A 16,372-nucleotide genomic window follows, 5' to 3' on the forward strand; every position below is an offset into this window, starting at 1 on the left:
GGCGCTCAGGCCGCTTCGAGATTTCCCAACAGGATGGAGGTCATGTCCACGTTGATGACCCCATCCACCGCCACGACGTCGACACCTGTCTGATAGGTTACATTGTCCCTGGTAATCCCTGAAAGGTCCGCGTTCTCATCCAGAAATACCCATTCAGGGTCATGGGCCGTGGACTGCCCAACGGCGACTTGCAAAATTGCAAGCGCATCCAGGGCGTTCACAGTGCCATCCCTGTTGACGTCTGCGGCTATCAGGTTTTCCGCGGTCGCGGGACCCCATGTCGGGTCGAGACCAACCGAGATGCGCAACACTTGCAAGGCGTCCAGCGCGTCAATCTTTCCGCTCGCCGTGGAATAGTGTTTGGTGATGTCCAGCACTCCGGGAAAGGTGCCATCGGGCAATTCCAGATCGAACCGCCCCTGATCATCTGCGGTGCCGGATACCGTGCCCCCGCCGTCCGGCGTGAACCGGATTTCCGCATCCGTCAGCCCCGGATTCGCAGCCTCGCTGTCCACCGTAATCTGCCCGACCAATCCACCAGAGCTGCCCGGTGTCTGCCCGCCCAGGTCCCCGAAATCTACCGGGATGTGATCCGGTCCGGCGAAGCCTGCGCCAAAGATATCCGTGCTTGTCAAAGCGCCGCCCGAGGCGGATTGGACCTGCACGACCTCGCCACGATATTCGATCTGAGCCCCGTTTGCCGTGCTGGTAAAGGTCAGTTGCTGAGGCGACCGCAACAGCGGGTAGTCGAACATATCCAGACGATCCACGCCCGCCTGAAAATCGGTTATTGTGGTCAGACCACTACCGGACTGCATCACGAAGATGTCGGCCCCTGCACCACCCGACATCGTCGTCGCACCCTTCCCCGCGATGAGAATGTCGTCTCCGGCGCCCCCCAGAAGGGTCGTGTCCAGAATACCGCCGCTGAGGATATCGTCCGACGCGCTCCCGTTCACGGTACCAAACCCCTTGCGCACCACACCCAGATCATCGACCGGGACCGTCAGGACGTTCACCCCGGCATCCTGTTGTGACGTCACGAGAATTTGCAGCTCGTCGCCCACATGTGCAACCGCCAGCGATTCGACATTCTGCAATCCACTGGCCAGCGTATCCTCGAAACTGTCCATATGAACAAGTTGACCTTCGGGTGTCAAAGTGAACAGAGACAGGCCATCATCGCCGCCGCCTGCAACCACAAAGACCCGACCGTTCACGTCTATGACCTCCAGATCCTGAACCGATTCAAACCGCGTATGAAGCGTATCAAGCACATGGTCCGTCGCCTTCAAACTACCATCGCTGTTCAATTGAAGAACACTGAGAGAGTTGCTGCCGGACCCCGCCACCACGACCCAGGATTTACCGTATGCCTCTACGGTCTCGACATCCGTTGGAGTAGAAACACCAAGGGTTCCGAGCGCCGAATCATTGTTGATCTCGGTTAAAGTGCCGGTGCCGGAATCGATGCGATATGTCGAGACAGAGTTTGTTGCCGCGTCACTTGAGATCAGAAAATGTTCCGAACCCGACCGCAACGTCTGCATGGCATCCGCTGTGCCGGCAATCAAACCCGCAAGACTGAGCGTCCCGTTCGCGTTCACATGGTAGGTTCTGATATTGCCTGTATCCTCATGCGCCATCGCAAGGACACCCGAAGACCCAAGTGAAAACTGTACGATGGCTGAGATATCTCCGCCTCCGTTGAGCACACCCGTTTCCTTCAGGTTACCGATCGTTCCGTCCGCGTTCACGTCATACCCGACCAGGCCCGTGGCAGTGTTGATGTCGAGCGCAATCTGCTCGGTTCCCGCCAGCGTTATCGACGTGGCACTGCGCCCCACCTGGAAGGTGATCGAACCGCTGTAATACTCGGTATCAACCAGCTGCGGCAGGGCACCGTCGACCAGCCGCCAGACCGCGACGCCGCCACCCGGGCCGGTCACCGTGTAGAGATACGTATTCCCGTTAAGCGTTTTTAAAGCCGTATCGCCGATACCTGAATCGAGCGCCGCGCTCCCCGTTGCCACTACACTTTCGAACTGAAGCATCACAGCCATCACCTCCCGCGCCACCCCTGGCAGTTACGGCAAGATGACCAGATGAGCAGACCGAAACCGAAGCAGAATTGTGGTGAAAACGAGAAGTTCGGTTTCAGTTTAACTCAATTTTTTCAGGTCCGATCGCTACGGCAACAAATGGGAAAGACAGATGAGCAAAACGCCAAACAGCACATCCTTTCCTGTTGCGATGATCGCGGACACCACATGCGAGGGCAAGATGACCAAAGCACCTGAGGCCAACAATCGTCCGGCGGCTGACTCGACGGACGGAGATCGCAAATCTCAAGTTCAACAATGGATCAATGGTAAGCTTGGTCGTTGGGCGGGTCGCGGCGCGGCTGGCGGCCTCATGTCCACATTGATGGCCTTGCCTGCCTTGTCACAAGCAACCATCGAAGAGCTTTACGCCTTCCAGTTCGCAGAGACAATTCCGGGTGTACGCTCCGCCAAGTTGCTGAAAAACGGCGATGTTCTTCTGAAAATGGCGGACGGTCGGACGATGATCGTGGCGGCGGAAAACGTGCAGGTCCTGGACAGCGGCGCAATCATGATCGCGGAAGAGGCGGTTGCTGAAATCGCCCAGTTCAGCGCAGCTGAAGCCGGCGCAGCAGCTGGCGGAATCAGCGGCGCCGGGGCTGCATTGGGCGGCCTCGGGCTGGCCGGCGCAGCTGCCGCTGCGGGCGGAGGCGGTGGCGGCAGCGGCGATTCCCCGGAACCTGTCGCGCCAGCGCCTAAACCCCAACCCCAACCGGAACCGAGCTATACCAGCCTGAACCTGGCCGAACTTCAGGCAACGGCATTGAACAGTGCCATTACCAATGCCGCCGCACCCGAAGGAACATCGACAGTCGAGGTCACGATAGGTTCGCTGGTCAAAACCGTAACACCCAACGATGACGGCAGTTGGAGCATTTCTCTCACTGCGGCCGAAGCAAATGCGCTTCCGCAAGGCGTCTCTACGGTGACAGTCAGACATCTGGACGATTCAGGCACGGAACTGTCCAGCGAATCCGTCAAGTTCGATATTGATACAATTCCTCCAACCCTGTCGATCACCGGGTTTTCCGATGGCGCTGTTTTGAATTCGATCGAACAGGCAACGGATCTGACGGTCACCGGAACAACCGATACAGAAGACGGGCAGACCGTTACCGTCTCAATGAACGGGCAAAACTATTCGGGCACGGTATCCAATGGACAATGGAGCGTCACCGTTCCGGCGGCAGACCTCTCGGCCCTTCCTGATGGCGCGACGATTGCCGTTACCGCGGATGTTGCTGACGCGGCGGGAAATCCCGCACCACAGGCGAGCGGGAGCTTCGATACTGATTTCACTGCACCAACTGTTTCTCTGGATCCTGTGGCTGGCGGCTCGATAGAACTGATCGACGTAGCCGGCGACCTGGCCTTGACCGGTTCCACCTCGGCAGAGGATGGTCAGACCATCATCGTTACGTTCAACGGACAAGTGCACACAGGCACCGCTTCTGGCGGAAGCTGGAGTGTAACGATCCCCAATTCCGATCTGAGCAGTCTTTCCACCGGAATACCTGCATCTGTTCTGGTAGCCGTCGAGGACGTGTCGGGCAATCCGGCAGTACCGCTTCTTGTATCGGTTCCCGTGGACCTGACCGGCCCTTCCATTTCGATAACACCCCTTCCTGTTGGTTCCGTACTGAACGCAACCGAAGCCGGATCCGACTTGACCATCAGCGGGCTGACGTCAAACGTTGAGGAAGGTCAGCAAGTTACCGTAACCCTCGATGGTCAAACATATTCCGGAACAGTATCCGGCGGGGCCTGGAACGTGACTGTGCCAGCTGGGGATCTGGCGTCCTTGTCGGATGGAGGCAACTTCTCTGTTACCGCAGATGTCGACGACGCCAGTGGCGTGACGGCACCGCAGGCCGGAGTGACATTTTCCAAGGATGTGACCGCGCCGACGCTCAGCATCGACAGTTTCTCGGACGGAGCTGTCATGAATGCAGCCGAGCGGGCCACGGATCTTTCCATCTCTGGCAGTACGACAGCTGAAGACGGACAAATCGTAACCGTCAGTCTGAACGGGCAGTCCCATAGCGCAATGGTTTCTGGCGGCAATTGGAGCGTAACTGTACCTGCTACGGATCTGACAGGTCTATCTGACGCGTCGACGGTCACCGTAACTGCGGATGTCTCGGACGCTGCCGGGAATCCGGCTCTGCAAGCGAACAACAGCTTTACCACCGATTTCACGCCACCGACGATCGGAATTTCAACCGTATCCGACGGGGCCGTCATGAACGCCGTTGAACAAGGAACCGACCTGACGGTGTCAGGAACTTCCGATGCGCCGGACGGAACAGTTGTTACCGTCGAAATCACGCGCGCTGACGGCACTACGGACGTCACCGGAACGGCAACGGTAACCGGGGGCACTTGGACCTATACGGCAACCGTGACAGATTTGTCTGCCCTGCAAGACAACGAGACTTACAATATCAATGCGTCGATCTCGGACGCGGCGGGAAACAACAATCAAACCACGACAAGCTTTGCCACTGACTTTACAGCACCTTCGATAACCATAAACAGTCTGCCTGTGGGTGCCGTGTTGGACGTGACCGAGAGGGGCGTGGATCTTGCAATCTCAGGCACAACCACGGCTGAAGATGGCCAGACCGTTTCGGTCACATTCGGCGGGCAAACCTATACAGGCGTTGCATCAAATGGTTCGTGGGCAGTTACCGTTCCAGCAAGTGATCTTGGAATGCTCTCTGACGGAACGAGCTATTCCATTTCCGCCACTGTTGACGATCTGGCAGGAAACAACTCAGCCGCGGCGAACAGCTCACTTTCCACAGATTTTCGCCCCCTGTTGACGTTGAACGATGTCGGGGCCAACAATTCGATTGGTCTTGCCGATGCCAAAGCTTCCGGAATTACTCTCGGCGGGTCATCGACCGGATTGTCAATCGGCCAGTCGGTGGATGTCACGTTAAACGGCAGTTCGGTCGGATCTGCAACGGTGGCCGCAGACGGATTCTGGTCGCTGGCTGTCGCGGCGCCCAACTTTTCGGCAGTGGAGGCAGGTGATGACCTTGTCTTTTCCGCGCAGGCGACAGTTGCGGGTGGACCAGATCCGCTGCCGGTTTCCGAGCAGGCCGTTGCGCATGAACCCGCCGCCTATGTGATCTCTGAAGTTGGGCGCTCGGGATCTACGGTGACATTCGCAATCTATGCCGAAGCCGACCGCGATATCTCTGGCGGTCTGGCTTTGACGGCAGAGCTTGGATTTGACCCTTCGGTTGTCACATTCAACACGGCGTCGGTTTCGGAAAACAACGCCTTCGATTTGTTCTTGGCCAGCCCGGGCGCCGGGGGCGCGATGAATTTTGCCGGCGCCGCGACAACCTTTACAGATCTTTCTCAGCCGCTTGTCACCTTCACGATGACGATCCAGGACTCCAGCCAGCCTATTGAGCTGACAATCAAAACGTCTGATGGCGGACCGACGACAGTGCAGTTTGGCACCAATGGTGATGACACGCTCACCGCTGCGAATACGGACACCATCACGCGCGGCGGTGACGGCGACGATACCATTGATGTTTCTGCAGCAGGGCGAGACATCGTCGTCTTCGAGGCCGACCCGGCCAGCAATGGTACAGACGCTGTGACTGGCTTTACGATTGGCCCGGCTGCGGATGTAACCGACGCACTGATGTTCCACGGGCTGGACACCAATACGCTTCGCGGTGATGGCACCGGATTCGAATTGCTTTCAACCGGAGACACGTTGGGCACGAACACCGGATTTGTCGGCCTCAGCACGGTACTCACCGACCTCAACCTCAGCACAATCGAAGCCGCTGTCGAGAGTCTTGCCGGAGTCATGGCGGGCGATGAGCTTTACGTGATGGCAACCGACGGAACAGACAGTGTTCTGGTCAAGGTAGATTTCCAGGCGGCGAACGATGCCAGCGTTGAAACCGTGGCCACGTTCCAAGACCTGAGCGATCTGAGCGGCCTGACCGCAGATAACATCCTGCACACCGACCCGACCGGGGCAACGGCCTGATCCAGACCGGCGCACATACAGACGTAATTCAACATCATGAGGCGGTTATGGCACAGAATGGCTTAACTCCGGTCAGTCTTGGAAGACATGGTCATCGGTTCTGGAGGCGGTTCACCTCGTTCGATTTCGCACGGACTATGGCAGATTGCCCTGTGGTCGAAGCAGAAATTCTTCAGGCCGCCGCCACATTTCCAATCACTTTTCGGAAATCTGAACACGGGTTTTATCCAGTGGCTGTATTGTCCATGCAATCAGACCAGCCTACGCCATTTGTGTCAGCACATGGCAAATGGCTCGCGACTTATGTGCCAAGCGTCTTGCGCTGTGCTCCGTTCCGGCCACGACTGATTGAACCGGATGGTGACGGCCGTGACGAATTGCTTGTCGACGAAACGGCGGGGCTTATCACTGACAATCTGGAGGACGAAACATTCTTCGACAAATCAGGTCAACTTGCGCCGGAGCTGAAAAAAGTCGCAGCTTTCTTTCGCGCCCTGAAAGAGTCGATGAAATACACAACTCATCTGTGTCGTGTTCTTGCGGACATGGGATTGTTTGGTCCGCTCACCACTTTTCAGGGAGTTGAGTTTCCGAGCGGGCATTTTGGCGTCACGCAGAACGCCCTGGAGAAAATTCCCCGCGCGCACTTGTCACTGCTTACTTCGAATGGGGGTTTGCGACTGATTCACGCTCATCAGATTTCGGTGACCCACAGTATCTGGCTGACACATGCACATGCCCGCGCGCATCGGGAAGCTGATGGTTCTCTTACACAACAGACCACCGGTGTTTCAGGGTTCTTGGACGCGTTGGTTGCGGCGCAACAGAAAGAAGAAGCCATGGACCATTGCAGGCAGGAGGGTCATCATGCGTTCCTGTAAAGCAGTTTTGTCCTGGGTTGCGTTCGCTCTGCTCGCAATACCGTTGTCCGCCTGCACGCCGCTTCCTGATTTGACTCTAGTGGCAGTGTCTTTTGCACCCGGGACCACCGGTGCCGGGGCAGCAAAGCCATCGGCAAAGCTCAGCAGTAGTGCATTCGGGCAACGCGTGCGCCAGGCCGTAGAGACAAGCCCGACACTGGCGCAAAGCAATACCAGGATGGATATCGCATCAGCCAATAAAGATGCGGCGGAAGGCGCCTTCCTTCCGCAGATCTCGTTGGGAATAAATGCACGGTCCGAACGGGTCGAATCGGACATTGCAGATGTTTCACCCTATCTGAGAATTTCACAATTGGTTTATGACGGTGGGGCTGCCTCGGGGGATCTGACGGCAGCCCGGGCACGTGTTCTGGAAACACGGGGCGATCAAATTCAGACGGCATCGGCCACGGCGCTGGCCGCCATCGAGACCTATGTGCTTGTCATTGATCAAAGAACGTTGCTCCGCATCGCGGCTGACAATGTTTCGGTTCATGAAGAACTGGTGCGTCAGATTTCGGACCGCACAGCGGGTGGCGCCGGTTCAAATGCTGATGTTCTGACCGCGCAGTCCAGGATGGCAGATGCACGCACAAGACTGGCTGACGCACGATCACGAACTGATCGGGCCGAAGCGCGGTTTCGAGAAGTGTTCGGAACTTTCCCCGGCTCATTGCCCCCTCCTGTACCAGCTCCACCGCTGAACAGAAGTGATGCCCAGATCGTGATGAACAGCCCTCAGATCCGCAGGGCGGATGCCGGCTTGCTGGCAGCCAAAGCCGAATGGTCGGCCGCTCAGGCACGGCGCAAACCGAACGTTCGGGTCGCCGCATTTGCCAACCAGGATGACACTCGGGACGCAAATTTTGGCGTGGATCTTTCTTTCAACTACGAGCTTGACAGCACCGGCCAACGCCGCGCCGCCATCGCAGCAGCAGAAGCCAAAGTAAAAGAAGCGGAGTTCGCGAGAGAGCAATTGGTTCGCGAAATCATGCGGGAGCTGGGCTTTATTCGATCCGATCAAAAAGCAGGCGCAGAACGGCTGCGCGCGGCCCGTATTGCGGCAACTGCCAATGCCGACAGTGTTACTGCATCCCGCGCACAGTTCTCGATTGGGCGTCGCAGCCTGATCGAAATTCTGGACGCTCAACGCGATTACGTAAATGCGCAAGAACGCCTGATTCTGGCCGAACAGAGTTATTTTCTGACCAACTACGCGGCACTGAGCCTTACCGGAGACATTCTGGACCTGCTCGGACTTTCGCTTGGCAATTGGAACGAGGTGAAATGAGCACGTTGAAATCAATGCAGGATCGCGCTCGTTTGACATGCTACGAAGCCTGCATTCTGAATATCGCCGCGACGCTTGAACGCCCTCTGACCCTTGCAACGATCCAGGCGTCGCAGACCGGTTCGGACGGGGATCTGACTGTTCGTGACATCCTCTCGGTGGCGGAAAACACAGGTCTACAGGCGGGCTATGGCGAGCGCCGCATCGCGAGTTTTGACGAAGCATTGGCTCCGGCCTTGTTGCTGATGACCGAAAACAAGGCGGTTGTGTACCACGGTCGCGCAAAAAACGGTGCCTTGCTGGTCTATGATCCGGAACTTGGTGAAGGAATCGGTGAAGTTTCTGAAGAACAGCTGGCCAAATCATACACCGGTTTCGCGGTCTTGTTTCGGCGAAATCATACAGGGGAATTGGACACCGGTCACGCGGCTTACCGAGGTCATTGGTTTCGCGCGGCGCTGTCCGCCAATCGATGGACTTACATACAAGTTGCTCTCGCTGCGGCACTGGCAAACCTTCTTGGCTTGTCGACCTCAGTTTTTATCATGGTTGTCTATGATCGCGTGTTGCCCAATGAGGCAACCGAATCGCTCATTGCCTTGACGGCGGGCGTGGCCTTGGCGCTGCTATTTGACTTCGCGCTAAAATTGCTGCGAGCAGCGTTCATCGACAAGGCCGGGCAAAAAGCCGACTTGCTCATGGGGCGGCGAATTTTCGACCACGTTCTGAACATCCAGATGAAGTCACGCGCGGGTTCCACCGGCGCTATGACCAGTACCATCCGTGAGTTCGAGACCCTGCGTGAGTTCTTCACGTCCGCAACGCTTGTTGCCGTCGTGGATCTGCCGTTCATCTGGTTGTTCGTGTTTGTGATTTACCTGGTCGGCGGACAACTGGCATTGGTCCCGGCTCTGGCCGTGCCTGTGGTTCTGCTGACAGGTTTGGCCGTACAGCCGCTTCTGTCCCGCATGGCAGAAAAGAGCCTGTCTGACGGGCAATCCAAACAATCGGTCCTCGTAGAAGCTATCTCGGGCCTTGAAACTATAAAGACAACGGCCGCGGGCCGGCAAATGCGTTCCCGATGGGAGCAGGCGATAGAACGGCAATCCTCGCACGGTGCTCAGAGCCGGGCCGTTACACAATTTGCTCTTAACCTCACCGGTTTTACGCAACAAGCGGCACAGGTGTTGATCGTATTTTATGGTGTTTTTCTGATCACAGACGGTCAGACCAGCATGGGCGCTTTGGTTGCCTCGGTGATGCTGACAGGGCGGGCACTGGCACCTTTGGGGCAGTTGGCGCAAACGTTGACAAGGCTTAACCAAGCCCGAAGCGCATACCGAAACCTCAACGCGCTGATGATGGCGGAAAGCGAACGCCCACAAGGCCGAACATGGGTGAACCGGCCCCATTTCAAAGGGGCGATCGCCTTCAACAACGTGTATTTTTCCTACCCTGATCAGGGGGAAGATACCCTGCAAGGCGTTTCATTCACGATCAAACCGGGTGAAAAAGTGGCGATCTTGGGTCAGATTGGCTGCGGGAAAAGCACCATCGCACGTCTGATGCTGGGATTGTACGCGCCGCGTGTTGGATCTGTCACATTCGACGGCCTTGATATCCGCCAGATCGATCCTGGCGATCTGCGACGCAATATCGGATCCGTCCTGCAGGACATATGGCTCTTTTCCGGATCAGTCCGGGACAATATCGCGAGTGGCGCAGTCCGGCCAAAAGATCACGAACTGATCGAAGCAGGCCGCGCCGCCGGGGTTGAGGATTTCGTGGCTAACCATCCCGGGGGTTACGATCTTCAACTCGCGGAACGCGGCGAAGGCCTCTCTGGCGGACAGCGGCAAGCCATTGCCCTGGCAAGGGCACTCATAGGCCGTCCGCCGGTTCTCCTGCTGGATGAACCAACAAGCGCGATGGATGTCAAAACCGAAGCCCAGGTAATCCAACGTCTGAAAGAATGCACGGCAGAGTCCACCATGGTTGTCATTACACACAGAACCAGCCTGTTGGAGCTTGTTGACAGAGTCATCATCCTTGAACACGGGAAAATCGCGGCGGATGGCCCCAAAAGCATGCTGACGCAACATGTTCGTCGGACAGGGAGGCACCTGAATGTCGCAGCATCCTGATCTGGCCACCCTGGCGCGCGAGATGCAGGGACGCTCTCCTGTTCGGAGTTCCTTGCTGCTTTTGGTGATTCTGCTCTGCCTGATCGCCGCGCTATTGTGGGCGCATCTGACCGAACTGGACGATGTCACGCGCGTGGACGGCCGGATCGTGCCTTCCGGAGACATCCAGCTGATCGAAGCCACCGAGCCCGGCGTATTGCAGTCATTGCACGTGCGCGAAGGCCAACTGGTCGAAAAAGGTTCACTGCTGATGGAACTGGAAACAACCCATATTGACAGTCAGCTCAGTCAGGAACAGCAACGCGCGTTTGGGCTGATGGCGCGCATCCAACGTCTTCGGTCCGAAATTGATGGGACACAACTGGATTTCGATGTTCAACTGATCAACGGCGCGCCTACCGTCGTGCAATCCGAAACTGCACTGTACCAAGGCCGGCAGACTGAGTTGGAGGCAGAAATAGCCATCCTGGAGCGTCAGCGTCAGCAAAAACAGCGAGAGTTTGAGGAAGGCCTGGTCGATCAAGTGACGGCAGAAGAAACCCTGGTGGTCCTGGCCGAAGAGAGGGCCATCATGGCGCCGCTGGTCGAGCGTCAAATGGAGCCTGCAACAACATTGCTTGCGTTGCGGCGGAGTGAAGCCGAATGGCGCGGTCGCAAGGTGCGGGCAGAAGCTGTGACCAACAGGTTGCAAACGGGCTTGGACGAAATCGATGATCGGATTCAAGCGGTGCGAAGCCGGTTTCGCAGCGCCGCGCTGACGGATCTGGCGCTTGCTACTGCCGAGCTGGCTGCCTTGCAACCCGCCCTGCCCGCTTTGCGCGACCGGGCGTCAAGGGCACAGGTTCGGTCTCCGGTACGCGGCATTGTAAACCGGATTCATCGCTCCACCATCGGCGGTCTCGCCCGCAGTGGAGAGGACCTTGTTGAAATCGTGCCGCTGGACGACACATTGCTGGTTGAAGCCTATGTAAAGCCTGAGGATATCGCGTTTTTGCACGCTGGTCAGCCTGTGAAGGTCAAAATCACGGCTTATGACTTCGCACGATACGGGGCGCTGGATGGTGAAATCATCCGCATCGGTGCAGACACGGTCACACGATCAGAGCGGAATGACGAAGAGGTCTTTGTGGTCGAGATCCGAACCAAAAGCACCATGCTTGATGGGAATGGCATAGCGGTCGAAATCATACCTGGAATGATTGCCGAAGTGGACATTCTGTCTGGCCGCAAAACAGTGCTGGATTATATTCTGCAACCGGTTGTGAAGATAAAGGATCAGGCATTGCGCGAATGAGCGATAGGGTAATTGGGGACAGACGTGTCACTTCCGATACGGAAATCACGGTGTCAGCAGCTTCAGCACGGAAGGCTCGAAAGGGTTGAACAGGCATGGAAAACAACTCATCTGACCAAGTCTCGGCCGGTTGGATCTGCGTCTACTTCCAACCGACATCACCCAAAAATATATACCCCGCCCCGTAGATCGTCTTGATCAACCGCGGGTTCTTGGGGTCCTCTCCCAGCTTGGTACGCAACCTGGAAATCCGAACATCCATCGCCCTGTCAAAACTGTCTCCGGCTGCGCCGCCCAGGGACTCCTGCATTTGTCCCCTGCTGATCAGCCGCTTGGGGCTTTCCAGAAACAGCCGCAGGACTTCCCCCTCTGCATGGCTGAACGGCGTTTCGTCACCTGATTCACTTTCAAGCACGTATCGGTCAAAATGTGCGGTCCAGCCGTTGAATTCCGCCGTATCCGAATGAGAGGTCTGAGTGCGGGGTGTTCTTAATCTTGCCCTGATCCGCGCCACGACTTCCGCAGGGTCAAACGGTTTTGTAATATAATCGTCTGCCCCAAGTTCCAGCCCCGTAACACGGTCCTGCACCTGCGCGCGCCCCGAAATGATGATCACGGCCGCGCCTTGTTCCAACGCCAGACGATGAACCAACGCCAGCCCATCCGTATCCGGCAATGACAGGTCGACCAGACAGACATCGGGCGTCACACGGTTGAGCGCAGCCTCGAATTCTCGCGCGCGGGAAAAACTCTGCGTACGGAAACCGGCATCCTCCAGAGCGTCCGTTAGGATGCGCCGGATTTCGGGTTCGTCATCGAGGATGGTAACCAGCGGTTGCGTCATCAGGCGGCCTCGGTTTGGATCAGGGCTGACAATTGAGCCTGCGAAAACGGTTTACGCAACACCGGGGCCAACGCAAGGGCGCGCTGGTACAACGGGTCCGAACTGGGCAGCGATGTCATAAGGATACATGGCAATCCCGGCTTCACCTGCCGCAAAATGTCCAGACCGGTACCACTTCCTTCGAGACGGATATCGGACAGGACCAGAGAAATGTCTTCAACGCTGTTTATCAACGCCAGTGCCTCATCTACCGAATTGGCCTCGATGACGGCGAAGCCCAGCTCTACCAGCATATCCCGAAACTGCCCCCGCAAATCTTCGCTGTCTTCGACCAGAAGTACCAGACCGTCTTGCACGGGTGGAGCTGGCCGATAGGGCAACCGCAAAACGACGGATGCGCCTGATGGCGTGTTCTTGAGGTTCAGATCGCCCCCGGCCAGCTTGACAGTGTCATACACCATGGGCAGTCCAAGCCCCGACCCGTCGCTTCCCTTGGTGGTAAAGAACGGGTTCAGCGCCTTTTCCAGCGCCTCTGGTGTAAAGCCCGGGCCAGTGTCCGATACGGTGATTTCAACCCAAATTTCTCCGATGGTATGCGCGCTGATTGTAATCTGGCCCGAACTGCCGCAGGCATCCCGCGCATTCAACACCAGGTTCAGCAACGCATCCTGCACCATTCCCGGGTCCAGCATCAAAGCCCGGTCGGGCAAAGTGTTGACCACAGACAAACCGACGCCGCGCGGCAAGGAAGGCGAGGCCAATATTCTCAGGTCTTCCAACAGCGCCTTCATGTCCGTGGCCTGAGGATGTGGCGTTCGGTTCCCGGTCATGTCCGCAATCCGGTTGAGCAATTGCCCACCCCGACGCGCCGTTTGCTGTGTCGCGGCAACCAGCTCATGTGCTTCATCCGACAGGTCCATTTTGTTCAGTTTGGACTGCATCCCAAGGATGATCGTCAGCAAGTTGGAGAAGTCATGAGCCAACCCACTGGTCATCTGGGCGGCCATAGCTCGGCGGCGCGTTTGCTGCAAAACGACGCGCGCCTGCGTTTCTTCGGTGATATCAACCGACATTACATATACGCCACCGGCGTCATCCGGCGTGAATGAAACGCGGATACGGCGGGAATCCTGATCCTCGTTGAACTCGAATACGGAGGTTTCTCCGTCATAGGCTTTTGCCAGATGCGCTTTGACCCGCCGATACGCGGCGGCACCAAGCGCTTCGGATATGTGAAGCCCAAGAATCTCCGACGGACGTCCGGGCAGGACCGCGCTCAAACGGCGGTTGGAGTAGTCATATCGACCAGTGCTATCCAAATGCGCGATATGAGCCGGCATCATTTCGGTCATCATGCGTGTGCGGGCTTCGATTTCGGTCAGCTCGCGTTTGGCCTCTTCCAATGCCTTGATCGTGGCTGCAAGCTTTCGGTTGGTTGCAGACAGTTCTTCGGCGTGGCCGAGCAATTGTTCCGACAATTCTTCTGATCGCGCCCGCAGCAGGTTTTCTGCTCGCCGGGTGCCGGTAATGTCAGTGTAGACCGCAACCCATCCGCCCTGTGGCAACGGCGCGCCTTCAATCGAGATAACCTGCCCGTTGGGCCTTACGCGCTCCATGTAATGGGGCTCGAAAGCCAAAGCCTGCTCGACGCGCAGGTTCACCATTTCTTCCACACTTTCTTCGTCACCGTATTCGCCACGGCTGGCGAGAAAATGGATGGTATCCCGAAACAAAGCTCCGCGTTCGACCAGCTCGTCCGGCAGGTCGAACATTTCCTTGAACCGACGATTGCTCAGCACCAGTTTCAGGTTGCTGTCATAGATCGAAAGCGCCTGACCGATGAGATTCAGTCCGGCAGTCGTCATCGCCTTTATGCGCTGTTCGGTGATGTCCAGGTTCGTCTTCTCCACGCCCCATGGGTACCATCAGAATTGATGCGCCGGTAGTGGAATTGATGAACGACAAAACGTCTCATGCAACTTCCATGATCCAACTGAAAAGAGCGCGAAAGCGTGCAGTGATCCTAATATCTGGAACGGGACTTCGCGCCTTCGGAAGTAATGGAGTGCAACGACAAGGTATGATCCATGTTTCGCATCCGATGGCGCAGCATCTGTCTGCCCAACCGGGCAAGATCAGCCGCAAACGCAGGGTTTTCCGCAAGGTTTTCGAATTCTCCCTGTCCCTGATGATCAAACAGGATCGGCGGCAGGTCAGCTGCAAATTCGATCAACGTGAATCGTTCGTCCCGCAATATTCCCAGACAGGAATCACTGTTGCCCGTTCCCAAGCGCCGTTGCCAGAGGGTCGGTTCTTCGGGTTCCGAGAAATCCAGCTCGCTGAAAGAATAGCTGCGCCAGTCATCGGGAACGTCGCCGTGCAACAAGGGCAGCAAAGACCTGCCATCCATGGCGTTTGGAACAGTCTGCCCAATCCAATCAAGGATAGTCGGCGTGACATCAATCGACTCGGTAGGAACGGTCACTTTCGCGCCGGCCATGGCCTCGTTCCCCGGAAGGCGTATCATCAACGGTGTGTGATAGGCAGCGTCGTACACAGTCATTTTGCCCCAGCTGTGCCTGTCGCCCAGCATTTCGCCATGATCAGCCGTAATGACCAGCATGGTATCGTCGTATTGCCCGCTGTCCTTGAGATACTGAACGACGCGCCCGATATGGTGATCGACCTCGGTCGCCAATCCCAGATAAACGGCACGCAAAGTGCGGATATTTTCATCCGTTGGCTCAACGTCAGCAAAGCCATGAACGAACTTTTCTGCCGTGTAGGCGTCCAGCTTTGGCCCGAAAAACGGATGCAGCGCCTTTTCAGCGGCTTCGCTCGGCAGGCGTTTCGGCAGAGGGATTTCCGCCGGATCGTACATGTCGTTATACGGGGCAGGCGCAACCAAAGGTGGATGAGGACGGATGTAAGTCAGATGAGCAAACCATCCCTCGCCTTGATGAGGTGCAATCCCGTCCAGAAACGCATCGGTCAGGAAGGCTGTGTCGCTGTGTTCTGCCCGATACACGGCCGGGTCGTTCAGCTTGGGCGTTTGACCATCCGGTGAGACAGGCTTGTAAACATCCCAATATGTATCGAACGTATAGCCATTTTTCATCAAATATGATCGCCAGGGGTATGATTCTTCCAGGCGCATTTCGACAACTTCAAGGAACCCGTTCATCGATTGCTCGTAAGATTTGAGCACGGGGTCGTTGGGATCATGGACTCGGGGATCGGCAGACGTATCGGTGTACCCGAACAGCATCGGCATATAACCGGCCTTTCGCATTTCCGTGGCGATGTTCGGCGTGTCATGACGCAGCGGAGTTCCATTTCGCACGGAACGGTGGTTCATCGCGTATTGGCCGGTCAAAATTGATGCGCGGGATGGCCCACAGGGGTTGGTGACAGAGAAGTGGCGCGTAAAACTTACCGCCTCGTCCATGAAAGCCCGAAGGTTCGGTAGCTGCACGTGCTCGGCCAGAGCGCCGTTCAGGCAATCTGCCCTCAATTGATCGATGATGATGAACAGAACGTTCTTGGCGTGATGCATACCGACTTCTCCGAATTCCGCACCCAGGGTTCCGCAGCGGAATGTGTCCCGCTTCCGTTTTTCGCGCAACCGATTAGTCGAACAGCCCTGCGTTTTCTTTTCCGGCCTGACTTGAGCCGCGAAAAGTAACGGAAATGTCTCTAGTTATGCTAGCTCCTGCTCATGGTCCGGCGTGACGCCAAGGCCATCCTTTGCGG

Annotated in this window: 9 protein-coding genes; 5 read left to right on the plus strand and 4 right to left on the minus strand. The window is 56.9% G+C overall.

All coding sequences use genetic code 11. The features are described from left to right. Nucleotides 1-5: 5 nt before the first annotated feature. A complete protein-coding gene (locus tag GOW31_RS10555; protein ID WP_217356666.1) occupies nucleotides 6-2,063 on the minus strand; it encodes a dockerin type I domain-containing protein in 2,058 nt (685 codons plus the stop codon). Between the two features lie 151 nt (nucleotides 2,064-2,214). Between GOW31_RS10555 and GOW31_RS10560 the strand changes: the two genes are divergently transcribed. The 5 genes from GOW31_RS10560 (at nucleotide 2,215) to GOW31_RS10580 (ending at nucleotide 11,775) form a co-directional block, all read left to right on the plus strand. Then, nucleotides 2,215-6,126 carry an Ig-like domain-containing protein gene (locus GOW31_RS10560; protein ID WP_254441686.1) on the plus strand — a complete coding sequence of 1,304 codons (3,912 nt, stop codon included), beginning with the start codon at nucleotides 2,215-2,217 and terminating at the stop codon, nucleotides 6,124-6,126. Nucleotides 6,127-6,173: 47 nt separating this feature from the next. Next, complete coding sequence (locus tag GOW31_RS10565; protein ID WP_171169902.1) at nucleotides 6,174-7,007, plus strand: SapC family protein; 834 nt, start codon at nucleotides 6,174-6,176, stop codon at nucleotides 7,005-7,007. An 85-nt stretch (nucleotides 7,008-7,092) separates the two neighbouring features. Beyond that, entirely contained in the window at nucleotides 7,093-8,337 is a 1,245-nt protein-coding gene (locus GOW31_RS10570; RefSeq protein ID WP_171169904.1) for a TolC family protein, read from the plus strand. Next, nucleotides 8,334-10,481: a type I secretion system permease/ATPase gene (locus tag GOW31_RS10575; RefSeq protein WP_254441688.1), complete on the plus strand. Its 2,148-nt coding sequence runs from the start codon at nucleotides 8,334-8,336 to the stop codon at nucleotides 10,479-10,481. The genes GOW31_RS10570 and GOW31_RS10575 overlap by 4 nt, the downstream gene beginning before the upstream one ends. Continuing rightward, nucleotides 10,465-11,775 (plus strand): HlyD family type I secretion periplasmic adaptor subunit, encoded by a 1,311-nt coding sequence (locus GOW31_RS10580; RefSeq protein ID WP_171169906.1) that lies wholly within the window; start codon nucleotides 10,465-10,467, stop codon nucleotides 11,773-11,775. The genes GOW31_RS10575 and GOW31_RS10580 overlap by 17 nt, the downstream gene beginning before the upstream one ends. 142 nt (nucleotides 11,776-11,917) lie before the next feature. On the opposite strand, the gene GOW31_RS10585 is transcribed toward GOW31_RS10580, so the two are convergent. From GOW31_RS10585 to GOW31_RS10595, 3 genes are all read right to left on the minus strand, one after another. Further along, nucleotides 11,918-12,619 carry a response regulator transcription factor gene (locus GOW31_RS10585; RefSeq protein WP_152460491.1) on the minus strand — a complete coding sequence of 234 codons (702 nt, stop codon included), beginning with the start codon at nucleotides 12,617-12,619 and terminating at the stop codon, nucleotides 11,918-11,920. Next, the gene (locus GOW31_RS10590; RefSeq protein WP_371808045.1) at nucleotides 12,619-14,484 is read right to left on the minus strand and encodes a PAS-domain containing protein; all 1,866 of its coding nucleotides are present in this window, start codon (nucleotides 14,482-14,484) and stop codon (nucleotides 12,619-12,621) included. The genes GOW31_RS10585 and GOW31_RS10590 overlap by 1 nt, the downstream gene beginning before the upstream one ends. Nucleotides 14,485-14,642: 158 nt before the next feature. After that, complete coding sequence (locus GOW31_RS10595) at nucleotides 14,643-16,175, minus strand: alkaline phosphatase family protein (RefSeq protein WP_171169908.1); 1,533 nt, start codon at nucleotides 16,173-16,175, stop codon at nucleotides 14,643-14,645. Nucleotides 16,176-16,372: the final 197 nt, after the last annotated feature.

This window comes from Ruegeria sp. HKCCA0370 (assembly GCF_013033705.1).
Lineage (GTDB): Bacteria > Pseudomonadota > Alphaproteobacteria > Rhodobacterales > Rhodobacteraceae > Ruegeria.